Below are 21,042 nucleotides of genomic sequence, written 5' to 3'. Positions count from 1 at the left end.
TAATACGGCTGTTTGGGAGAGGTGTTTTCTGTGCGATGCTTATGGGGCTATTAGTGCCATGCCTTTGGTTGCAAAGGTTATGGAGATATCGCTGCCAGCCTTGATGGCGTTGTCTATACGATAATCAACGACAAAAAGTTCACCCAAGGGGCTGTCGATGGTATAGTGCATTTGGTTGCCTAAATAGGTTGAATGGGTGACGCTGCCCTTGATGCCAACCTGATTGGCACCCTCAGACGATTGCCCGGAAGATTGTAGGGCAGGTTCCAGTAATATTGAATCGGGGCGTATCGCAATTTGCGCCGACCCACGCCCTAAGCCACGGCTTGGCAAGTCGTATTCGATACTATCTATACGTACCTTAGCTTTTTCGTGGTCTGCGTTGATTACTTCACCCGCGATTAGATTTGCATCCCCAATAAAGTCAGCGATAAAGGCTGATGAAGGGGCTTCATACAGTTCTCTCGGTGTGCCTTCTTGGGCAATAACAGATCTATTCATGACAATAATACGATCAGAAACGGCGAGGGCTTCTTCTTGATCGTGTGTGACGTACACGGCGGTTAAGCCAAGGTTCTGTTGTAGATCCCTTATTTCTTCGCGTACTTTTCGACGAAGTTTCGCATCCAGATTTGATAGGGGTTCATCAAGGAGCAATACTTCTGGTTCTAGAACGAGGGCGCGTGCAACGGCGACCCTTTGTTGCTGGCCACCAGAAAGTTCACTTGGCAAACGTGATGCATAGCCAGCAAGGCCGACCAGCGCTAAGCCTTCTTCTGCACGTTCTGTTGCTTCGGCTTTTTTTGATCCACTAACGGTCAAGCCATAAGCCACGTTTTCGCCCACTGTCATGTGGGGGAAAAGGGCATAAGATTGAAAAACCATGCTGACATCACGATCTGTGGCAGGAAGGCTTGTCACATCTTTTCCGCCGATTAAAATCCGCCCGGAAGAGGCATGTTCCAGTCCGGCAATCATGCGCAAGGTGGTGGTTTTTCCGCAACCACTCGGCCCTAAAAGGGTGACGAGATGACCGGGTTCAATCGAAAAGGACACATTATCAATTGCCGTAACAGCACCGTATTTTTTTGTGACATTTTCGAAGGTAACGGATCCTGCTTTTAGGTGCAGACTCATGCTTGTTTCTCCATCGCGGCAGAATTAGTTGATGGTTTTGAGTTTTTAGATTGTGGTGCCAGCCTGTCGGCTCTGCGAAGTTTACGCTCGCCAATGACTTTTTGCACGAGCAGGATTGCCGTTAACATCACAAAAATCAGAACAGAAGAATAGGCAATGGCGATACCATATTCGCCATTTTCCACGAGGCCGATGATATAGGACGTTGCCATGTTATGATCTGCACTGACGAGGAAAATAACAGCACTGACCGAGGTGATCGCCCTGACAAAGCTGTATACCAAGGCCGCAACAATTGCTGGACGTAATAGCGGGAGTATAACTTTCCGCAATGTTGTAAAACTGTTTGCCCCAAGTGTGAGAGAAGCTTCGTCCAGGCTTTTATCTAGTTGGCTCATGGCTGCTATTCCACCACGAACACCGACAGGCATATTTCTGAACATAAAACAGAGAACTAGAATTGCGGCCGTTCCGGTCAATTCAAAGGGGGGAACGTTGAAAGCAAGAATATAGCTGACACCGATAACCGTTCCGGGGATCGCAAAGCTTAACATCGTGCCGAATTCGAAGATGTTTTTTCCACTGAACTTCTGGCGGACTAAAAGGTAGGCGGTCAGAAGGCCTAGCGCGGCGGTAAGGGGGGCCGCGATTGCTGAAATCGTAATTGTCGTCCAAAAAGAATCCCAAGCGGCACCTTTCCATACTAAGCTGCCGTCGTTCCAGCCAACGCCAAAACCATCAGCGTAATGTCGCAAAGTGAAACTGTTATCGCGTCCCCAATTCACAACAAAACCACCAAAGAGAACTGTGCCGTAAATGACAATTGTAAAGAGTGCCCAAGGAATAGTAACGCACAGGCAAACCCAGCGTAGTAGCGGGTTCATTCCTGCATGAATGCCTGAATCAGCTTTGCCCGCGACTGTGGTGTAGGACTTGTTCCCAAGCCATACGCGCTGTGTAAAGAAGGCGCTGAGTGTGAACGTCAAAAGGATGATTGCAAGAACAGCAGCCATGCTTTGATCATTTTGGGCGCCGACAATCGCAAAGAAGATCTCTGTGGATAGAACATCGTAGTTACCGCCAAGCACCATGGGGTTACCAAAATCAGCCATACTTTCTATAAAGCCGATCAAAAAGGCATTGGCGATACCCGGACGCATTAGGGGAAGAGAGACCTGTTTGAATGTATGCCATCGACTGGCACCAAGTGTTTGGGATGCTTCTTCCATTGAAGGGCTGACACCTTCTACCACACCGATCAGGACAAGAAAGGCGATAGGCGTGAAGGAAAGCGTTTGCGCCAGCCAGATGCCGGGCAAACCATAAAGCCAACGCCCCGCTTCGATATTTAGAAGGTCCGCAACAAATTGTGTGATCGTCCCAGAGCGCCCCAAAAGCAGGATGAGCGCAAGGCCAATGACGAAAGGTGGTGTAATGATTGGTAGGATAGTGAGAACCCTAAGAGATTTTTTCCAGCGGAAATCGGTTCTGGTTGCGACCAATGCAAAGCCAAGTCCCAGTAGGGTCGTTGATGTCGCTGTTAAAATAGCAAGAAAGAACGAGTTTAACCCAACACCGCAAGAGACGCTGGAACTCAGGCATTCAAGGCCCCATATTTTCTTGGTAAAAAAGTTGTCTGTAAAGGTACTGAGGGCGTAGAGGCCTTCTTCATTTACAAAGGCCGAAACTAGGATTTTCCCGACGGGTAAAAAGACAAACGTCGCGACAAGTGCGACGACAATTCCAATCGCTGATGTGACAAAAACATCACCCCGCAGGTTTCCTGCGGCAGCGAGTCCTGTGGTTAGGAGAATGAGAAAGGACCCGGCGGTGAGGAGTGCCCCATACCCCATCCCAAATTGGCGCGTTTCCAGTATGCCAAACATACTTTCTAACGTACTGAATTCCCAGCCACCTATGCCGATGCTAAAGCCTTGTCCAAGCAGATAGGCGAGGCCAAATCCCCCCGATATAATCAGAGTTGAAGCATATTTGGGATCGCTTTTGATTTTGTGAATAATCCATAGGGGGAAGAGAAGCGGAAAGATAAGTGGTAGTAACCATTCCTTACCCTGAAATATCTGAAGCAGCGCCGGGGCATAATCGCTATCAAAGGGATAGCCATCGATAAGCCATTCAAATGCCCAAAAGCCATCTTCAAGGGCATACCAAGGGAGTATGGCAAAGCCAATCCAGCCCAAAACAAGCCACGGAAAAAATGATGTACGCACGAATCTTTCCTCTTTATCTCAAATGACGCTTATGAATTAGCGTGGCAGAGATTTAATTTCGTCATCCCAACGCTTTAGGAGACGTTTTCGTGTCTCGCTTGAGCCGTATGTAGCAAAGTCATAGTTGATCAATTTGATCTCTGTGAGCTTTGGTGCGCCTTCGGGAACAGAAGATCCTGAGTTTGATGGAACTTGATAGGCTTTTGCTTGCTCAGCCAAGGACTGTACGTCTGAACGAAGCGCAAATTCTGCGAATTTTTTCGCATTGTCCAGATTACGGGCACCTTTGATGATGCTCATGGACCCGACTTCGTAACCAGTACCTTCACATGGGGCGACGACCTTGATTGGGAAGCCTTTTTTGACCTGCTTGACCATGTCATGCATGAAAGTAATCGCGAGTGTGGTTTCACCGCGCGCGGAGGCTTTAATCGGGGCCGACCCTGATTTTGTGTATTGGTTTATGTTTGCGTGAAGTCCTGCCAGAAATTCAAAGCCTTTTTCTTCACCAAAAAGCTGCACAACGGTTGCAAGTGTTGTGTAAGCTGTCCCGGATGAGTTTGGATTTGCCATCTGTATCTCGCCTTTGTAGGCGGGGTTTGTTAGATCAGCCCAACATTTTGGTGTCGGAAGCCCTTTTTCCTTTAAGAGTTCTTCGTTGTAACCAATGCCAAGGGCCCCAGCATAAATTCCAACTGTTTTGTAATCTCCTTGTTTCGCTTGGTTTTGTGCCCACTCAAGAAGGTTATCAATTTGTTTTGATTTATAGGGTGTGGTTAAGTCTTCTGCAGCTGCTTGTAAATGTGGGTCACCTGTGCCACCCCACCACACGTCAACCTTGGGGTTTCGTGCTTCGGCTTTAATGTGCGCGAAGATTTCGCCCGAGCTTTTGCGTACCATTGATACATCAACGCCGGACTCTTTTTCGAACGTTGATTTCATAAGGTTACACCATTCTTCATCCGCAGCGCAGAGAACATTCAATTTCTCTTTTGCTTGCGCAGAAACCGCTGATACAGCGCACAGTGCTGCAACAGCGAACCCAAATGCTATATTCTTTTTAGTCATCCCGTGACCTCCCTTTTTGGTCTTTTTTGAGGTTATTCCTCTTGCTTTAGCTTGTGCACGTTAACGCACAATTTGGTTCAAAGACCCGATTAAGAATCTTTGTCCTTGCTGCGATGATAAGAGGGGATAAAAAGAAATGAAAGAAAAATTTCAATAAAATTATTATTGGAATATATTTTCTAAATTAAGTCTTTACCAAAGACGAGGGTCGTTCTTTGATCGGTTGTGACTATGTGATGATTAAGTCCTTTGTTTAAAAGCTCCTTCGCGTAATGCGTGTTGTTTCGAAGCATGGGGGGCGCGAGAAAGAGTATCATTTATTCCTTATGTAGAATTTATATTCCATTTTTTTGTGAGTCTGTTATGAAGAATAAAATGAAAGGTTCTTTGATGACTACGCCCCGCACCTATGAAACTTTGAGAGATGAGTTGGCTTCTCGCCATGACGATCTGAGTAAGCGGCTAAAACAGATCGCGGAGTATGCGTTGGATAATCCCAATGATATGGCGCTGGAAACGGTTTCTGCTATTGCTGAGCGTGCTGCTGTCCAGCCTTCTAGCCTTATCCGATTTGCTAAAGCTTTCGGGTACACTGGCTTTAGTGAGATGCAAAAGGTTTTTCGATCTCATCTGGTCGAGAATGGCTCAAACTATAAAGAGCGGATTCGTTCTTTGGGCAGGGATAGTGTTCATCAATCCAATGCTTCCAGTATTGTGTTGGATGATTTTATTGATGGCGGCATTGCTGCATTAAGTAACCTTCGTGATGTGATTAGCCCTGAAAGGCTGGAGCAGACGGTTGATATTTTAGCAAAGGCTGATGTCGTATATTTATCAGCGCAGCGCAGATCTTTTCCAATAGCGAGTTATTTGGCCTACGCTTTAGCACATTTAGATAAACGCTGTGTTCTGATCGATGGAAATGGGGGGATGTTTTTGGAACAAGCGCGCTCTATGCGTAAAGGGGACGCGTTGCTAGCGATCAGTTTCAAAAGCTATGCATCTGATGTTGTCCAGCTTGTGAAAGAGACAAAGTCACAGGGTATTCCCGTTGTTTCAATTAGTGATGGCGTTCTTAGTCCCTTGGCGCAACATTCCGATGTCTGTTTAGAGGTCGAAGAAGTTGAGGTGCATGCTTTCAGATCTCTCTCTGCGACCATGACATTGGCTTTAACCTTAGTGGTCGCGCTAGGCCATGCCTTGGATCAAAAAACTTGATAATATTTGCTGGACTGGTTTCAGGGGGGGCTTCTTGCTTATTCGCTTGTTAGGTCGGATGGGGAAAAACCAAATACTCTTTTAAAGGCGGTCGAAAAGTTTGCAGCACTGTTGTACCCGGCCAAAAAGGCTGCTTGTGAAATAGTTAGGTTATCCTGTTCAATCGCATCTCGGGCGGTGACGAGACGACGTTCTCTGACGTAGTCCATGATCGTCATGCCGTACGCGATTTTGAAAGACTTTTGCAGGGCGCTTTTGCTCATTGCGAGAGCGGTCGAGATTGCCGCGAGGGTGAGGCCTTTATGGACATTGTCTTCTATATATTCTCTGACCATCCTTGCTTTGTGTTCTTGTGAAGCATCCTTATGAACGTTTGATGAGGACGATTTTGTGGTGAGGATACTTTTTAAAGCTTCGGCTAAAATTTCGAGAGCGTTGCTTTCCGCCTGTAATTTTTTGATGATTGGCGATGATGCCTGGGGGGTAATTAATTTTCCGGCAAGGGAAATGGCGCGCTTCGAAGGTTTCCAGTCTCTGATATCGAGCTTTCCATGAAGAAAATCATTGATGCGATATGAATTTTCTATGTCTTGGTTGATGTAGGTTTTTATCCAGTCAAAATCTGCGGAAATGATAACTTTGCTAACTTTTGTTCCTTTGCGCATTTGTCGGGTCCAGAGGATAGGTCGTGGTAATGCCCAGATGTATCCTTTAGGGCCATTATTTGCATCCAGAGAATAATGATCATCACCCAGGGTTCCCTCTATTTTACCATGAATAATCAGGCATATTTTTAGGTTTGGCCCTACAATCGCCTCTGCCTGATGATTATGAACTTCGATAGTGTCTGTCGCATGCACCTGTAGGGATGAAGAGTATCGATTGTTGCTTATCTTGCCTTTTAGGATTGTCCTGTCAGACGCAACTGATTTGTCTTCAGGTGTTGGTTTATTCAGCGCAGGTGTTCCCATTTTTAACAAGGTGGTTTCTTTTATCTGATTTTCATAAGTCAGGTTCTTGCGCATGGTGTGGTTGCTGATTTCTGAGGACGGCATAGGGGCTCCATGCGAATTTGATGTATGTAAAAGCGTTTGTTGCAAATGAAAGAAACGTTTTTGCAAAAACATTCTGTCTGGTGTTAAAAACGAACAAGTAATAATAAGAAGCATTCTCAATTAGTAAAGATTTTTGATTGCTGAGGTTGCTATGCAAACACGCCCCAAACTTGTTTCTGAACACTTATTTGATTTTAGCCAGAGTAATTTAAAGGGGCTTTTGTTGGGAACGGCGGCATTGATAGCTTTGCCTTCGGGTGTTGTGGCGCAGGAGGTAAAAAAAGATCCTCTTATCATTGAGTCTGAGGTCGTCAACCATGACCAGGATATCCTTCTTGATCCGGTTTATATTGATGGTAAGGCAGATGTTCTAACGGGCGGTGTCCAGGTAGGTCAGGAAGCCTTGGAGCGTATTAATCCGCAAGACATCAAGGATGTGTTCCGGCAAGAACCCGGCGTAGCGGTAAGTTCGCCTATTGCTATTGGGCAAAAGGTTTATGTGAACGGGATAGAAGATACAAAATTAGCTGTTGATGTCGACGGGGCACGGCAGGTTACAAAAACGTTTCACCATATTGGTACTGCGATTATTGATCCCGAGTTGCTTAAAGCTGTGAAGGTTGAAACGGGTGTTGCTCCGGCGGATGCAGGACCAGAAGCGTTAGGAGGTTCTATTTCTTATGAAACAAAGGACGGGCGCGATTTTCTGGATATCGATGAAGCCTTTGGTGGTTATGGAAAGCTGACCTTTAACAGTAATACTGGCGGATTTTCAGAGAATATGGCGCTGGCTGCACAGTATAATAACTTTGACGTCTTGGTGTATGGTTCTAATGACAGCGGCGATAATTATTCTGACGGGAAAGGGCATGAAGTCGCGGGGACAAAGCCCGAGATGCAAAGCGGCCTTCTAAAGGTGGGGTACAGTGCTGATAATGGGTACCGGGTTAAATTGACGGGTGGGTTCACCAAAGATGATGGTATTCGTCCGGTACGGGCTAACTTTGGTGGTTCAAGTAATCCATCTGACGTACCTCAGCGTGTTGATTATGAGAGAAAATCATTCTCGCTTTCTATTGGGGACGAGACACCAACGGACCTTTGGGATCCACGTTTTAGTCTGAGCTATACGGATACATCTCTCTTTGCGGATATTAAAAATACTCCAATTGGCGAAGGCATTGTTTCAGATATCACCACAATAAACGGCAAGGCTTCTAATACCTTCACAACGGGTCTTGGAAAAATCACCTCGGGCGCGGACTTCTATATTGATAGGGGGAAAGGCGGGCGTGAAAATGATGCTAACTATAAAGAAGAAGTGTACGATATCGGTGTGTTTACGCAGGCGCGACTATCCCTGACGGACGAAGCCCGGGTCTCTTTTGGGGGGAGGTTTGATTATAATCATCTGGAAGGTAATGAAGGAACCACCCTAGATAATGCCGGGTTGAGCGGTAACTTTAGCGGCGAATATGATGTCACGCCCTGGCTTATGGGGTACGCAGGTGCTGGTACCGCTTGGGGTGGTGTGCCGATGACTGAAATCGGGGTTCAGAATTACTGGAGTGCATTTGGTGTGCGTTGGAACTATGACGATCTGGCTCCCTCGCGTTCTTTTAATTACAAAGCGGGCTTCGTGGTCGAAGAGGGAAATTTTACCTTTGATGGTAATGTTTTCTACACTAAAATTGATGATTCACATGATGTTTCGAACAGTAACCGTGGTACCCAGAACGATGTTGTCAGCAAAGGTGTAAATGCGTCTGCAAAATATAGCTTTGGGGATGGGTTTGTGCGGGGTTCTTATTCCAAAACGCATGTGCGTGTCGACGGGGATGTTCCCGTGAGTACCCTTGCCTACCAAGGGATTCTCATGGGGGATACCTATGGTCTTGAGGCAGGGTATTCCTGGCCTGATCTTGGCTTACGTGCGGGAGCTACCGGCGAAGGTGCCTTGGAAAATGATGATACCAAGAAGAATGGCGGCAATGCATTGGACAGCTATTTTGTCGCGGGTCTTTATGCCGAATGGTACCCGGAAGACATTGATGGTTTATCATTGCGTGTTGATGTCAAAAATCTGTTTGATAAAGATTATGTAGATCGTGCGAATGTTGGGTATGACAGTTCGCGATATACACCCTATGGCGACCCGGGACGTACATTCCTTCTTGCTGCAAAGTATGAGTTTTAATGTCGATGTATAGGTTTGGGTATGCGTTTGGGAAATTTTCCATAGCTTTGTTACTTGGGTGTTTGTTCTTGGGGCAAGCGAATGCAGGTCAGACCGTGACAATAACTGATTTAGCGGGTCGGTCTGTAGAAATTAATGTGCCAGTAGAAAAGTTAATCTTGGGAGAGGGACGCTACCTTCCTAGCTTGGCGATACTGGATAGGAAAGACCCGACGCAGCGTGTTGTCGGGATGATGGGCGAATTTGAAAAATATGATCCTGCATCATATGGCCAATATAGCCGTCGATATCCACGGCTTGACGATATCCCGCGGATTGGGGGCAGTAATTCATCATCGTTTAGCTTAGAGCAGGCCTTGTCTGTGGCGCCGGATGTTGCATTTTTTGGGTTATCAAGTGGTCACGGCCCAAATGATAAAGACAAACAGCTTCTTGCGACGTTAGAGGCTGCGGGGGTTCCCGTTGTTATTCTGGATTTCAGGATCGATCCGCTGGTAAACACGCCTAAGAGTATTGAGATTCTTGGTAAGCTGTTGGGGCGAGAGAACGAGGCAGAAGAGTTTTTAGCCTTTTACCGAGAACAACTTGATCTTGTTACAGATGCTCTGCCGAATGAATTCACTCGTCCAATGGTATTTATGGAATCTCGGGTCGGTCTGGGAGCTGAGTGTTGCGAGGCCATCGGAGAGCGTATGATGGGGCGGTTTATTGACGCTGCTGGGGGGCGGAACGTCTTTGGAGAGATGATACCGGGGACACATGGTTCGGTTAGTCGTGAGTATCTGCTGCTGAACGAACCTGAGGTTTATATCGGCACGGCGATTGGATCTACCATGACCGACGAACGTTTCCCGCAGTTTATTCAGCTGGGGGCTAATACGGATAAAGACAGGGCTGAAAAAAGCTTAATGGCGGCCCTTTCTCGCCCTGAGTTGAGAGAGCTAGAGGCTGTAAAGCAAGGAAAGGCCTATGCTATTTGGCATCATTTCTATAATAGCCCGATGAACGTTGTTGCCGTACAGGTTATGGCAAAGTGGCTTCACCCTGACCGTTTCAGGTTTTTGGCGCCAGAAGAAACACTAGGCACGTATTTTGATCGGTTTCAGCCGGTTCCTCTAGATGGTGTCTATTGGGCTGCATCCGTTCAGGGTAAATAAAATTCATAACGTATAAGTATGTTGTGAAGATAACGGTAAAAGACGAAAAGCGGTTCAATCCGTAAAATTATAAAAACCAGGAGATTTAAATTTTGCCAATGACGATGAAGGCGTCGGTCAAAACCGAACATGCTGCGAAATATTTACAGCAGCTTTGTAAACACTTTGCGCATAAAGTTTCGGTTCAATACACGCCGGAAAAGGGAGCAGTCGATTTTGGCATTGGTGACTGTGTGATAGAGGCCAATGAAAATACATTATCCTTTTTTTGCCAGGCGGAGGATAGCGTCAGGTTAGAAAAGATCGAAGGAATTATTACCATTCATCTTGATAAGTTTGCGTGGCGTGAAAAGCTTGAGATGAATTGGAAATATTCGGGGTAATTTCTCTGTGATATTATATTTAGTACCGTGGTGTTGCACAAAAATCGCCCTGAATTCCAGAGCGGTTTTTGTTCGGATAATCAAATAGGTATTGTTTGGAAAAGATCGATGAATGTTAAGCGTCGCCATCTTTTCTCATTTTTTGGAACTCTTTATTGAGTTTGTATTCTTCAGAAGATACGTGTTTTTCCATATCCGCTGTTCGCCGTTCCAGATCTTCGAACTCGCGACAAAGTTCAGAGAAATCCAAATCATCACTGTCGTGGTTATCGTGACTGTCTGGACGGGATGATGTTTGTTGTGTGCCTGCGTAGGCATATTGTGTCTGGGTGCCGCGAGAGCTTGTTCCGTTCATCCAGTTTTTTGTTTTGTTGGCCATTTTGTTGAACTTTTCCTCTAATCGACCGGGGTTATTTACCCAGTAGAGGGAGAGAAAAAAAACGATTAAGGTCAAAACAAAGTTAATGAATAAGCCAATGATAAAGGCGGCCAGAACAAGCTTCCTTGGGACGCCAAAACGATCTGCCAATGCACGGGTAACCCGTTTGACAGCTCCTTGGTGGTGGTGGGCCTGATAGCTGTGACAGCCTGATTTTTTTCTATGATTTTGCATCTTAATATCCCGTTCTCTTCCGGTCGCTTAATCTATTGCGGTGAAGTTGCTGCTGCGTGGATGAAAGGCTTGACGATCAATCCTGTTCGAGCACTTTTTCAAGCGTGGCAACGCGATCTGCCAACTTTCTCGCAACGTCACGCATTTTTAAAAGCTCATCTTTGGGGACGGCAACCATACCATTTCCCAGATCTTGTTTTTTCATTGTTTTCCACTTTGTGATGTAGTGAAAAATGATCCAGAGCGGGGCAACGATAGATAAAAACACTACCAAGGGGACGAAGAAAGCTACAGCGAAGCTCATTGTTTTAAATTCTTTCTCAGTTAAAATCTGTTTATTCTAAATCCCGGCCGCTCTGGACCGTTATAGGTGAAGGCATCACTTTTTAGGCTTGGCCATTTTTGCTTTAAGTGCCGCGAGTTCATCGGCAATTTCTGATTCTGCTTCCAATTCGGAAAATTCATCATTAAGCGTTTTTGATTTACCAAGATCGTATGAATCAGCTTCAGCATCAAGCTCTGTGATTTTACGTTCTAGATTATCGTAGCGGGCCAGAGCATCGTCAACGCGACCGTCGTAGGTTGTCTTGCGAAGTTTAACTCTTTTTTCCGCTGTGTTTAAACGGATTTCCATCGACTTTTTCTTTGCCTTGGCTTCGTCGAGCTTTACCTGAAGCTTTGAGAGGTCGTCGCTAGATTTGGCGAGGCTTTCTTCTATATAACCCAACTCCGTTTGAAGGGCGCCGGCTTGCTCTTCAATTTTTCTTTTTGCCAAAAGGGCACCTTTGGCAAGATCGTCGCGGCCTTTTGATAGGGCGAATTCTGCTTTGGTGGCCCATTCAGCTCTAGATGTCTCAAGTGCGGTTAGCTTCTTTTCGATATCTTTTTTATCGGCAATTGCCTTTACAGAAGATGAGCGTACCTCAATCAAGGTATCTTCCATTTCCTGAATCATAAGACGGGCCATTTTTTCCGGTTCTTCCGCACGGTCCAACAGTGAATTGATGTTGGAATTAACAATGTCGGTCAGACGGGAAAAGATACTCATAACAATTTCCTTTCGAGGAGTAAGAATACTTAGATAGATTGCACGAGGTGTGCCAGTTTTAATTTTCTTATAAAAACAATAGCTTAAATGAATTACTTGAAATGTTAGTTATTATTATCGATATTTAATGGTGAAAATCGATAACTATTATAGCTAATCATATGGACTCTCTAGTTAACATAATCGGTGAAGATCCTCATTTTTTGGATGTGGTCGAAAAGACATCTCAGTTAGCCATGATTGATAAGCCTTGTCTTGTGGTTGGGGAGCGGGGAACAGGCAAAGAGTTGTTTACGTCTCGTTTACATTACCTGTCCCGTCGCTGGGATGGTCCTTTGGTTAAGATTAACTGTGCTGCCTTAAACGATAGCTTGCTGGAAAGTGAACTGTTTGGACATGAGAGGGGGGCATTTACCGGGGCACAGCGGACACATGTCGGGCGATTTGAGCGGGCAGATGGTGGGACACTCATTTTGGATGAAATTGCCACAGCGTCCAGTGCGGTACAGGAGAAAGTGCTGCGTGTTATTGAATATGGTGAATTTGAGCGGGTAGGGGGTAGCGAAACACTCCAGGTTGATGTCCGAGTAATTGGGGCTGCTAATGTGGATTTACCTGCTTTGGCCGAGGAAGGTGGTTTTCGTGCTGATTTGCTGGATCGATTGGCCTTTGATGTTGTTACGCTACCGCCTTTACGAGTTCGGCCGCGGGATATTTTGACTTTAGCCCATCACTTTGCTCTGGAAGTTACGCGGGAGGTGGGGCGTGATCTTTTTCCCGGCTTTTCAGAACAGGCGCGAAGACAGCTTGTTGACTATGCTTGGCCTGGTAATGTCAGAGAACTTAAGAATGCTGTTGAGCGTACGATTTGCAGGTTGCCAGTTTCTGACGTTGCTATTGATGAGATATATATTGATCCCTTTGACAGCCCATGGCGTTTTGGGGCAACTGATAAGAAACAAGATGGACTTGTCGAGAACAAGAGTCTGGCCATTGATGACTTTGCGAAAGCAGTTTCGGGCTTTGAGCGAAAAATTCTTACGCAAACACTAGAAAAGTATCAGTTTAACCAAACTGATGCCGCGCAAGCCTTGTCGTTGAGTTATCATCAATTTCGACGGCTTCTAAAGAAGTACGATGTGCCTGTTCGTTCAAAGTAAAAGTGGCCCTGATTGGCGCAAGAACCAGATTGGCATAAGGGAAGGCGTTTTATTGATCTGGTTAAATCGCCAATTTCATAAACTTTATTTTCCGATGTAACGTGGCGCGGCTTATCCCCATAGCGGTGGCTGCGGCAGAGATATTGCCTCCGGTGTGTGCTAGAGCTTGCAAAATAACCCGACGTTCAGCCAATTCATACTCTTTGGCGTGATTAACCTGTTTGCCTTGTAAATCAGCAAGCAGAATGGGTTCTTTTAAGGGGCCGTTTTTAAGTCCGTAGATGCGGCGTGCCCCCCGTGAAGCGCCAATGACAATTCCATCTTGATCAACCGCTAATAAAGCCGTCTGTAAGTTTGTTGAAGATTTCTTTTGTTCGGCAGGTGGCGTCGCTAATACGATGTCTGCGTTATGATAGGTTTGGCGAAAGTACTCTGATTCAATCTGTCTCGCCGCATTGATTACAGAAAGTGAAATAATCCTCGCAAAATCAGGTGTCAGGTCTGCGCGACTGGAGGAAACATCAATGGCTGCCAATAGATGACCTTCGTGATCAAATATGGGGGCCGCACTACAAGACAAGTTTATGTTCTTGCTATGGAAATGTTGGTCTTTGTGAATTGTTAATGCGCGTTGTTCAACGATACAGGTGCCAATACCATTGGTGCCTTCACTTTCTTCACTCCATAAAGCCCCGGTACAAAGGCCCCATTCATCATAAGTCTTTTCGTCGCTGCCCGCGCCGCGCCGATCAACGGCAATGCCGCTTGCATCTGCAAGGACAACACAGCAACCGGCATTGCCAACAGCAAGATACAGATTGTCTAAACTGTTTTCTGCTGTGTGAATCAGCTGGCCCAATTTTTCACGGGCTTGTTTCAGTTCGTGCGAAGATATGCGTTCAGGGGGGCGCCTGTAATCAGGCGAGAGATGATGCAGCAGTTTCGAGCGCCGCCAAGACGCCGCGATTTCGGTTTGTGCGGCGCCATTTGTTTCTAATGTATTTTCCACATGTGTTGCGTGGTTACTGGTCGATCCCATGTTCGTTGCCCCAAGAGCAATTCACAAGAAAATACAAAGCTGTATCCTGAATGGTTGCTCTATTCCTGACGTTTCTAGTGCACCATTATTTATATGGCTTCACTAATCCCTTTATTTTTTTTATGTGGAACTTTGTTCCACTGAATACGCCTGTTCTCGTATTCTTATTATTTATTTACGTTAGAACAAGTGGGATCATTTCGCAAACTTTACGAGTCAATAAAGGGCGTCATAAAATTAAATAGGTAGAACGCGGTTTGATTTTTTAGGGGCTAAAGCGACGCTGCCGCTCTGGAAGCTTGGTCGTAAAGACCTGAAATGCTACGTAAAATCTGTGCTGTGTGGGCAACTTCGTCAAATCGGGTATCTGTCGCGACTGCAGGATCAATCAGGCACAGTTCGCGGATTTTTCTGTACTCAGAGCAGGCTTCTGCACCTTCTTCTGTTGTTGAATAGAAGATCTCTTTCCCTTTTTTTGTGCCTTTAACTAGTTTTCCTTTGATTAATTTTTTAAGGGAATAGTTCACGGTATGCGGATCCTCTACATTGAGAACAAAGCATATATCGTTTAACCGCTTTTCTCTGTTTCGGTGGTTCACGTTGTGGAGCACCAGAACATCAAGCGGATTAAAGTCCTGATGCCCCGCAGCATTCATACAGCGCACCATCCAGCGGGAAAAACCGTTAAAGGCAATTATCAAACCGTATTCCAGTTCGCTCATCTGCCACCCTTGATCACTGGCCAGGTGTTCCGATGAAACGATGTGGCGCGGGGTTTTGGGTGTGTCAGACATACTGGGACCTTTTGATTAATAGAACGGGTTATCTCGTGGATGGTGTTGAAGTCTGCTTACATATTATTGGGAAGATAGGTGACGATTTCTGGTACGGCAATAATAATAGCCAGCGCAAGAACCAGCAGACCAAAGAACGGTAGGGCAGCCTTTGCAACGGTTAAGATATTTCGCCCGGTTAAGGCCTGTAAGACAAAAAGATTGAAGCCGACCGGTGGTGTGATTTGTGACATTTCAACAACAATCACAATGTAGATACCAAACCAGAGCGGATCAATCCCGGCCTGTTCTACCATTGGCATGATAACGGATGTGGTCAGAACGACAACACTGATGCCGTCGAGAAAGCAGCCCAATACAACAAAGAATACCGTAAGTGCAGCTAGAAGAGCGTAGGGGCTGAGCTCTAGGCCGCCAATCCATTCTGCCAATAGCTTGGGAATGCCTGTGAAGCCCATTGCAACCGTTAGAAATGCCGCGCCAGCTAGAATGAAGGCGATCATACAGGATGTCTTCGTCGCGCCCATCAGTCCTTCGAAAAATGTTGTTTTGTTCAAGTCGCCCGTAAACCAAGACAAAAGAAGAGCAAGAACAACGCCAACAGCCGCAGCGTCTGTAGGTGAAGCGATTCCGGTATAAATTGAACCGATGACGCCACTAATTAGTATGACAACAGGAAGGAGACTTTTTGCGCGCTTAAGCTTTTCGCCCAATGAGATTTCTTCGATTACATCTGGCAAAATGTCTTTGTTCATCAGCGCCCAGATAATCACAAAGCCGACAAACAAGCCGACGAGAAGTAGGCCGGGTATGACGCCTGCGATGAAAAGGCGGGCGATGGATTGCTCGGTAGCAACGCCATAAACGATCAGGATGATAGATGGGGGGATAAGTAAGCCAAGGGTGGCTGATCCGGCCAGAGTTCCGATCATCATGCTTTCGGGGTATTTGCGCTTTGACAATTCTGGAATTGACATTTTCCCGATGGTTGCCGCTGTTGCTGCAGACGAGCCAGATACGGCTGCAAAGATAGCACAGCCAAAAATATTTACGTGGAGCAGTTTGCCCGGCACCTTTCCCATCCAGGGGGACAGGCCACTGAACATGTCTTCGGACAAGCGAGATCGGAACAGGATTTCACCCATCCAGATAAATAGTGGAAGGGCTGCAAGCGCCCAGTGATTACTGGCACCCCAAACGGTTGTTGCGAGGACATCGCCAACAGGGGCGTCAGTGAAGAGAGCCATCCCAAAGATGCCGACACCAAACAAGGAGAAGGCAACCCAGACCCCAGACCCTAAAAGAGCAAAGAGTGTAAGCATGAGAAGAAGGGTTAAATAAATTTCTGACATTGGTTTTGCCCTTCTTATTCAGCGTGAAGATCGGCGTGATCTTGCTCAAGTAAATTCTCACCCTTGCCTTCGTAACTCGGTTCGCCGCCGGAGATGACGCAAACAAGTTCATCAATCAAGGCGATGGACAGAATGGCTAATCCAACAAGCACAGGCGTCATGGGGATCCAGATTGGTACGGCAATCATACCTGGGGAGAGATCGTTATAGATGTATGATTCGTGAACGAGGAAACCTGTGTAGGTGGTGAAATAAAGCGCCATTGCAGCGGCAATACTCAGGCACCAAATTTCAACAATGTGACGCAGTTTGGGGGAGAGGTGTTGCAAAACCAGTGACACCCTAATGTGGCTACCGTCTCTTAATGTGTAGGCGAGGGCGAGAAAAGAGGCGCCGGCGAGAAAGAAACCTGTGAAGTCGGCATAGGAAGGGATCGTCAATCCAATTGCTTCACCTGTAACCAGGCTACTAACGCGGTCAAGCAGGTTCAAAACCACCTGTGCTATAACTGTCAGGCAAATGGCCACAAGAAAAAAGGCCGCTGTCCATCCGCTTATCGTATATATTTTATTGAGTATCTGTCTCATGGTCACACACATCCCCGAGTAATGAATAGGCCCTTGGGCATTCATTCTGGCTGGATCCATATAAAAAGGGGCGGTTCATCACGCGATAAAATAGTGAAATGAACCGCCCAACAGGGAGCTTAGTTGCCGTATGAACTCAGGATCTCAGATCCTTCATCTCCTGCAGATGCTTTCCAATCAGAAAGCATATCAGTGCCAACTTTTTTCAAACCTGTCATCAATTCAGCCGCAGGCGGATTTACAATTGTGACGCCATTGTCTTGCATGATTTTGATTTTAGCAGCGGTTTCTTCCTGGCTCATTGCCCAGCCACGTTTTTCCGCTTTTTCTGCCGCAGCAAGAACAGCCTTTTGTGTGGCTTCATCAAGCTTACGCCAGTATTTTTTGTTAATAACAACAATGTTTTTCGGTACCCACGCTTGTATGTGTGTGTAGTGAGAAACGAAATCCCAAGCTTTGCTGTTTGCGCCCGTTGATGGTGATGTGATCATCGCTTCAACGCGACCTGTTGCATAGGCTTGTGGGATGTCTGGAACTTCGACCTGTGTCGGTGCTGCACCTGTAAGTTGGGCGAATTTTTCCAACGTAGCATTGTAGGCTCTGAACTTTAGGCCTTTAAGATCATCAACCGTTTTGATTTCTTTTTTTGTATAAAGCCCCTGTGGTGGCCACGGAACAGAGAACAATGGCATTAAGCCCTGTTTGTCCAACAGCGCGCTGATAACAGGTTTTTGAGCGGCCCAAAGCTTTTCTGCATCGTCATAATTTGTTGCAAGGAAAGGAAGTGAGTCTGCACCAAAGGCGGCATGTTCATTCGACAGGCGTGACAGAAAAAACTCGCCAATTGGCACCTGACCGCTACGAACGGCATTTTTAATTTCTGGGTGTTTAAAAAGCGAGCCGGCGGAATGAATTTTGATTTTCAGGTCGCCGTTAGTTGCTGTTTCTACATCCTTGGCAAATTCAATGATGTTTGCGGTGTGAAAAGTTTTATCCGGATATGGTGTCGGCATATCCCAAGTGTCAGCGGAAGCAGAGGCAATTCCACCCATAGCAAGGGCAGCAACACCAGCGGTGAAGTTACGTAAAAGTTTCATTTTTTAAAACCTCCCAGGGGTTTCTATGTGTTGGCCTTGATGTTTTTTTATATATTCAGGGCCTTAAACGTTCTTTTTGGCTCAATTCTCACTGTTTAAAGTCAGGAAGATTTGAGCAATACAGCGTGATTAATGAGCCAAAAATACCTGTGCCATCATTAACGCATAAATTTACGATGACGTTATGTTGACAAAAAGTCAATAAAACAATAACGATTTATAGTTGATGTGTGTCTAAGGCTGTAGTTCAATAAAGAAAAAAACTAAGAGAGCTAATTTGGATATCCGAGTCCTGACATTAGGCGATAGCGCCTTTACGATTGAATTTCCTAAGCTAAAAGGGGCTATTGGTGCGCGCTCTGTTCGCGCATTGAGAGGCTGTATTGAACAGGAAGTTGACGAAGGACGACTGCCCGGTGTGTTTGATATTATTTCGGCAAGCCGTTCCCTGACGGTGTGTTTGAACCCGGATATTGCGAACTTTAATCATGTCGTTGAACACGTAAGTGCATTGGCGCAAAAGCCTTTGAGCAAGGAAGATAGGCACAAGGAACTCTGGGTCTTGCCTGCTTGTTACGAGGGGGAGTTGGCGCCTGATTTGGCTGAGGTTGCACAGCGTAGCGGGCTGTCCGTAGAGGACGTCATTAATGTACATAGCTCGGCTATTTATGATATTTTTCTCATTGGTTTTTTGCCCGGTTTTGCCTTTATGGGGGAAATTGATGCGCGACTACAGTTTCCAAGAAGAACAAGCCCGAGAGTGAGGGTTCCCGCAGGATCAGTTGGTATTGCCAACGAACAAACGGCTGTGTATCCGTGGGAAAGCCCTGGGGGATGGCACTTGATTGCGCGTTGCCCAGTTCCCTTTTTTGACAGTTCCTGGGCGCAGCCCAGTTTGCTCTCTCCGGGTGGGGCTGTGAAATTCAGACCAATAACAACAGAAGAATATGGCGACCTTACTGCTGATTTAGCTGCTGAGCGTATTGCGCCACAAAGCTTTTTGACAATGGAAGGAGAGGGCTGATGTCGGTTGTTCTAAAAATCCTCTCGCCAGGTATTTTATCATCTCTTCAAGATGAGGGTCGCAAAGGATTTGCTGGCTTTGGTGTTCCAAGGAGCGGGGCTGCGGATACGTTATCATTGCGGTTGGGGAATGTTTTGGTGGGGAATGCCCCCTTTGAAACGGCGCTAGAATTTCGGTTTTTGGGGCCAAAGGTAATGGCGGAAGGCGGGCGAATACGTCTGGGCCTTGCGGGGGATGTAACCGCCGAACTTAATCTCGCAGATGGTGGCGATAGTATTGCGATAAAACCTTGGCAGTCTGTCACGCTTGACGATGGAGATGTCCTTTCTGTCGAGCCTCTGAAAAATGGGGCGACGGGCTATTTAACCGTCGAAGGAGGATTTGATTTAGCCCCGGTTCTTGATAGTTGCTCAACCTATGCACGCGCAAAGTTGGGGGGAGTAAACGGTCTTCCGTTACAGGCGGGGGATTCTATCAAGGTTAGACTAACGCACCCACGTGATGGTTTGGAAAAAATTGTATCTGCACCGATGCTCACAACGGCAGAAACAATTCGTGTAATGACGGGGCCCCAGGATGATTATTTTTCTGATGACATGATCGTCAAATTCACGGATCAAAGTTATAAGGTTAGCTCTGACGTAGATCGTATGGGCATTCGTCTTGAAGGCGATGAATTGAAACCTTTGCCGGAAAAGGGAAGTGACCTTATTTCTGATGGAATAGTTCCGGGGGCTATACAGGTGCCGGGTAGCGGGCAGCCTATTATCCTGTTTGTGGATTGCCAGACAATTGGAGGTTATCCCAAAATTGGTGCTGTGATTACATCTGATCTTCCACTTTTAGGGCAACTGGTGCCGGGTAATGATATTAAGTTCCAGTACGTTTCCCTTGATGAAGCTCAGGCTGCCCGAGAAGAACAGAAATTAGAGTTGGATCGGGCCATTTCCTCTATTCAGGATTATTTTGGTGAGGGGGTTATGGATCTAAAGGCCTTGTATGAAGTGAATTTAATCGGCGGTGTCGTTGATGCCAGTTTGACCGGACATTTCCCCGGTCATCTAGAAGCTTAGCCAGCAAGAGGAAACTACACATGGGAAAAATTAATTTAAATGCGGATATGGGCGAAGGCTTTGGCATGTATTCCATCGGGAATGATACTGCGATGCTGGATATTATTGGGTCAGCCAATATTGCGTGTGGTTACCATGCGGGTGATCCCTTGGTCATGTCTGATGTTACGCGCTTTGCCAAAGAAAAGGGCGTGAGCATCGGCGCGCACCCGGCCTTTCCAGATCTACAGGGCTTTGGTCGGCGTAAAATGCACATTCCGCTTTCTGAATTGGAAGCTATGATCGTGTATCAAATCGGTGCCTTGATGGCCGTTGCAAAGAGCCAGGGCACGAAAGTTACTCATGTGAAACCTCATGGTGCCCTCAATAATATGGCGGCTGTTGATATGGAAATGTCGCTTGCCATAGCGCGTGGGATTGCCGCGGTTGATCCATCTCTTATCATGTTGGCGACAGCTGGATCTTGTTTATGTAAGGCTGGTCTTGAATTAGGTCTGCCCACGGCCGGCGAAATTTTTGCTGATAGAACCTATGACGAGAACGGAAATTTGACCCCAAGGTCTGAACCCCATGCCGTTATTCATGACCCTGAACAATCGGCAGATCAAATTCTCTCTTTTGTACAAGAGGGCAAAATTATAACACCATCGGGCAAGCGGATTGATACCCCAATACATAGTGTATGTGTGCACGGGGATACTGCCGAAGCAGTCGCAATTGCTCGTCGTGTAAAAGAAAGGCTGGAACAGGCCGGATTTGAACTGACATCTTTACCAGAAGTTATGGGGATGTAGAGGGCCATAACTGAA

20 protein-coding genes are annotated in these 21,042 nt (G+C 46.3%); 8 read left to right on the top strand and 12 right to left on the bottom strand.

Annotated features, from left to right (window positions below; translation table 11 throughout):
* Positions 1 to 39: 39 nt before the first annotated feature.
* The 3 genes from ACN0W5_RS10070 to ACN0W5_RS10060 are packed head-to-tail and all read right to left on the bottom strand — an operon-like array spanning position 40 to position 4,436.
* Positions 40 to 1,137 (bottom strand): ABC transporter ATP-binding protein, encoded by a 1,098-nt coding sequence (locus ACN0W5_RS10070; RefSeq protein WP_417454001.1) that lies wholly within the window; start codon positions 1,135 to 1,137, stop codon positions 40 to 42.
* The gene (locus ACN0W5_RS10065) at positions 1,134 to 3,368 is read right to left on the bottom strand and encodes an ABC transporter permease (protein ID WP_417454000.1); all 2,235 of its coding nucleotides are present in this window, start codon (positions 3,366 to 3,368) and stop codon (positions 1,134 to 1,136) included. The genes ACN0W5_RS10070 and ACN0W5_RS10065 overlap by 4 nt, the downstream gene beginning before the upstream one ends.
* A 36-nt stretch (positions 3,369 to 3,404) precedes the next feature.
* Positions 3,405 to 4,436, bottom strand: a complete 1,032-nt coding sequence (locus tag ACN0W5_RS10060) for an ABC transporter substrate-binding protein (RefSeq protein ID WP_417453999.1) — start codon at positions 4,434 to 4,436, stop codon at positions 3,405 to 3,407.
* 363 nt (positions 4,437 to 4,799) lie between these two features.
* Between ACN0W5_RS10060 and ACN0W5_RS10055 the strand changes: the two genes are divergently transcribed.
* Positions 4,800 to 5,654, top strand: coding sequence for a MurR/RpiR family transcriptional regulator (locus tag ACN0W5_RS10055; protein WP_417453998.1), 855 nt, complete (start codon positions 4,800 to 4,802; stop codon positions 5,652 to 5,654).
* 38 nt (positions 5,655 to 5,692) lie between these two features.
* Here the strand turns inward: ACN0W5_RS10055 and ACN0W5_RS10050 are convergent, their stop codons facing one another.
* Positions 5,693 to 6,709, bottom strand: a complete 1,017-nt coding sequence (locus ACN0W5_RS10050; RefSeq protein WP_417453997.1) for a helix-turn-helix domain-containing protein — start codon at positions 6,707 to 6,709, stop codon at positions 5,693 to 5,695.
* A gap of 151 nt (positions 6,710 to 6,860) precedes the next feature.
* Between ACN0W5_RS10050 and ACN0W5_RS10045 the strand changes: the two genes are divergently transcribed.
* The 3 genes from ACN0W5_RS10045 (at position 6,861) to ACN0W5_RS10035 (ending at position 10,446) form a co-directional block, all read left to right on the top strand.
* Positions 6,861 to 8,906: a TonB-dependent receptor domain-containing protein gene (locus ACN0W5_RS10045; protein ID WP_417453996.1), complete on the top strand. Its 2,046-nt coding sequence runs from the start codon at positions 6,861 to 6,863 to the stop codon at positions 8,904 to 8,906.
* Positions 8,906 to 10,063 carry an ABC transporter substrate-binding protein gene (locus ACN0W5_RS10040; RefSeq protein WP_417453995.1) on the top strand — a complete coding sequence of 386 codons (1,158 nt, stop codon included), beginning with the start codon at positions 8,906 to 8,908 and terminating at the stop codon, positions 10,061 to 10,063. The genes ACN0W5_RS10045 and ACN0W5_RS10040 overlap by 1 nt, the downstream gene beginning before the upstream one ends.
* A gap of 98 nt (positions 10,064 to 10,161) precedes the next feature.
* Entirely contained in the window at positions 10,162 to 10,446 is a 285-nt protein-coding gene (locus ACN0W5_RS10035; RefSeq protein ID WP_417454033.1) for a DUF2218 domain-containing protein, read from the top strand.
* Positions 10,447 to 10,561: 115 nt separating this feature from the next.
* On the opposite strand, the gene ACN0W5_RS10030 is transcribed toward ACN0W5_RS10035, so the two are convergent.
* The 3 genes from ACN0W5_RS10030 to pspA all read right to left on the bottom strand — a co-directional run bounded on the left by ACN0W5_RS10030 (position 10,562) and on the right by pspA (position 12,107).
* Positions 10,562 to 11,059: a hypothetical protein gene (locus ACN0W5_RS10030; RefSeq protein WP_417453994.1), complete on the bottom strand. Its 498-nt coding sequence runs from the start codon at positions 11,057 to 11,059 to the stop codon at positions 10,562 to 10,564.
* A gap of 76 nt (positions 11,060 to 11,135) precedes the next feature.
* A complete protein-coding gene (locus ACN0W5_RS10025) occupies positions 11,136 to 11,363 on the bottom strand; it encodes a hypothetical protein (protein ID WP_046509633.1) in 228 nt (75 codons plus the stop codon).
* A 75-nt stretch (positions 11,364 to 11,438) separates the two neighbouring features.
* Positions 11,439 to 12,107 (bottom strand): phage shock protein PspA, encoded by a 669-nt coding sequence (gene pspA, locus ACN0W5_RS10020; protein ID WP_299372538.1) that lies wholly within the window; start codon positions 12,105 to 12,107, stop codon positions 11,439 to 11,441.
* Between the two features lie 161 nt (positions 12,108 to 12,268).
* Between pspA and pspF the strand changes: the two genes are divergently transcribed.
* Positions 12,269 to 13,267, top strand: a complete 999-nt coding sequence (pspF, locus tag ACN0W5_RS10015; protein WP_417453993.1) for a phage shock protein operon transcriptional activator — start codon at positions 12,269 to 12,271, stop codon at positions 13,265 to 13,267.
* Positions 13,268 to 13,328: 61 nt separating this feature from the next.
* Here pspF and ACN0W5_RS10010 read toward each other — a convergent pair whose 3' ends face one another.
* From ACN0W5_RS10010 to ACN0W5_RS09990, 5 genes are all read right to left on the bottom strand, one after another.
* Positions 13,329 to 14,306, bottom strand: a complete 978-nt coding sequence (locus tag ACN0W5_RS10010; protein ID WP_417453992.1) for a helix-turn-helix domain-containing protein — start codon at positions 14,304 to 14,306, stop codon at positions 13,329 to 13,331.
* Positions 14,307 to 14,578: 272 nt separating this feature from the next.
* Entirely contained in the window at positions 14,579 to 15,100 is a 522-nt protein-coding gene (locus ACN0W5_RS10005) for a winged helix DNA-binding protein (RefSeq protein WP_299372529.1), read from the bottom strand.
* A gap of 56 nt (positions 15,101 to 15,156) precedes the next feature.
* The gene (locus ACN0W5_RS10000; RefSeq protein WP_299372527.1) at positions 15,157 to 16,452 is read right to left on the bottom strand and encodes a TRAP transporter large permease; all 1,296 of its coding nucleotides are present in this window, start codon (positions 16,450 to 16,452) and stop codon (positions 15,157 to 15,159) included.
* 14 nt (positions 16,453 to 16,466) lie between these two features.
* A complete protein-coding gene (locus ACN0W5_RS09995; protein WP_417453991.1) occupies positions 16,467 to 17,039 on the bottom strand; it encodes a TRAP transporter small permease in 573 nt (190 codons plus the stop codon).
* Between the two features lie 119 nt (positions 17,040 to 17,158).
* Positions 17,159 to 18,136, bottom strand: coding sequence for a TRAP transporter substrate-binding protein (locus ACN0W5_RS09990; RefSeq protein ID WP_417453990.1), 978 nt, complete (start codon positions 18,134 to 18,136; stop codon positions 17,159 to 17,161).
* Between the two features lie 277 nt (positions 18,137 to 18,413).
* Between ACN0W5_RS09990 and pxpB the strand changes: the two genes are divergently transcribed.
* From pxpB to ACN0W5_RS09975, 3 genes are read left to right on the top strand one after another with little or no spacing between them, the layout of a single operon-like run.
* The gene (gene pxpB / locus ACN0W5_RS09985; RefSeq protein ID WP_417453989.1) at positions 18,414 to 19,160 is read left to right on the top strand and encodes a 5-oxoprolinase subunit PxpB; all 747 of its coding nucleotides are present in this window, start codon (positions 18,414 to 18,416) and stop codon (positions 19,158 to 19,160) included.
* Complete coding sequence (locus ACN0W5_RS09980) at positions 19,160 to 20,233, top strand: biotin-dependent carboxyltransferase family protein (RefSeq protein ID WP_417453988.1); 1,074 nt, start codon at positions 19,160 to 19,162, stop codon at positions 20,231 to 20,233. Before pxpB ends, ACN0W5_RS09980 begins: the two co-directional genes overlap by 1 nt.
* Positions 20,234 to 20,253: 20 nt before the next feature.
* Entirely contained in the window at positions 20,254 to 21,027 is a 774-nt protein-coding gene (locus tag ACN0W5_RS09975; protein WP_417453987.1) for a LamB/YcsF family protein, read from the top strand.
* The last annotated feature ends 15 nt before the right edge of the window (positions 21,028 to 21,042 follow it).

The organism is Kiloniella sp. (assembly GCF_048270245.1).
Taxonomy (GTDB): Bacteria; Pseudomonadota; Alphaproteobacteria; order Kiloniellales; family Kiloniellaceae; genus Kiloniella.
This window is presented reverse-complemented; position numbering and strand designations above follow the sequence as displayed.

Bases quoted from the DNA above. Each gene is read 5' to 3' on its own strand.
- ACN0W5_RS10040 (WP_417453995.1), top strand. From the start codon at position 8,906: ATGTCGATGTATAGGTTTGGGTATGCGTTTGGGAAATTTTCCATAGCT.
- pspA (WP_299372538.1), bottom strand. From the start codon at position 12,107: ATGAGTATCTTTTCCCGTCTGACCGACATTGTTAATTCCAACATCAAT.
- ACN0W5_RS10025 (WP_046509633.1), bottom strand. From the start codon at position 11,363: ATGAGCTTCGCTGTAGCTTTCTTCGTCCCCTTGGTAGTGTTTTTATCT.
- ACN0W5_RS09995 (WP_417453991.1), bottom strand. From the start codon at position 17,039: ATGAGACAGATACTCAATAAAATATATACGATAAGCGGATGGACAGCG.
- ACN0W5_RS10035 (WP_417454033.1), top strand. From the start codon at position 10,162: ATGACGATGAAGGCGTCGGTCAAAACCGAACATGCTGCGAAATATTTA.
- ACN0W5_RS10070 (WP_417454001.1), bottom strand. From the start codon at position 1,137: ATGAGTCTGCACCTAAAAGCAGGATCCGTTACCTTCGAAAATGTCACA.
- ACN0W5_RS10005 (WP_299372529.1), bottom strand. From the start codon at position 15,100: ATGTCTGACACACCCAAAACCCCGCGCCACATCGTTTCATCGGAACAC.
- ACN0W5_RS09990 (WP_417453990.1), bottom strand. From the start codon at position 18,136: ATGAAACTTTTACGTAACTTCACCGCTGGTGTTGCTGCCCTTGCTATG.
- ACN0W5_RS09975 (WP_417453987.1), top strand. From the start codon at position 20,254: ATGGGAAAAATTAATTTAAATGCGGATATGGGCGAAGGCTTTGGCATG.
- ACN0W5_RS10000 (WP_299372527.1), bottom strand. From the start codon at position 16,452: ATGTCAGAAATTTATTTAACCCTTCTTCTCATGCTTACACTCTTTGCT.
- ACN0W5_RS10030 (WP_417453994.1), bottom strand. From the start codon at position 11,059: ATGCAAAATCATAGAAAAAAATCAGGCTGTCACAGCTATCAGGCCCAC.
- ACN0W5_RS10055 (WP_417453998.1), top strand. From the start codon at position 4,800: ATGAAGAATAAAATGAAAGGTTCTTTGATGACTACGCCCCGCACCTAT.
- ACN0W5_RS09980 (WP_417453988.1), top strand. From the start codon at position 19,160: ATGTCGGTTGTTCTAAAAATCCTCTCGCCAGGTATTTTATCATCTCTT.
- ACN0W5_RS10060 (WP_417453999.1), bottom strand. From the start codon at position 4,436: ATGACTAAAAAGAATATAGCATTTGGGTTCGCTGTTGCAGCACTGTGC.
- ACN0W5_RS10010 (WP_417453992.1), bottom strand. From the start codon at position 14,306: ATGGGATCGACCAGTAACCACGCAACACATGTGGAAAATACATTAGAA.
- pspF (WP_417453993.1), top strand. From the start codon at position 12,269: ATGGACTCTCTAGTTAACATAATCGGTGAAGATCCTCATTTTTTGGAT.
- ACN0W5_RS10045 (WP_417453996.1), top strand. From the start codon at position 6,861: ATGCAAACACGCCCCAAACTTGTTTCTGAACACTTATTTGATTTTAGC.
- ACN0W5_RS10050 (WP_417453997.1), bottom strand. From the start codon at position 6,709: ATGCCGTCCTCAGAAATCAGCAACCACACCATGCGCAAGAACCTGACT.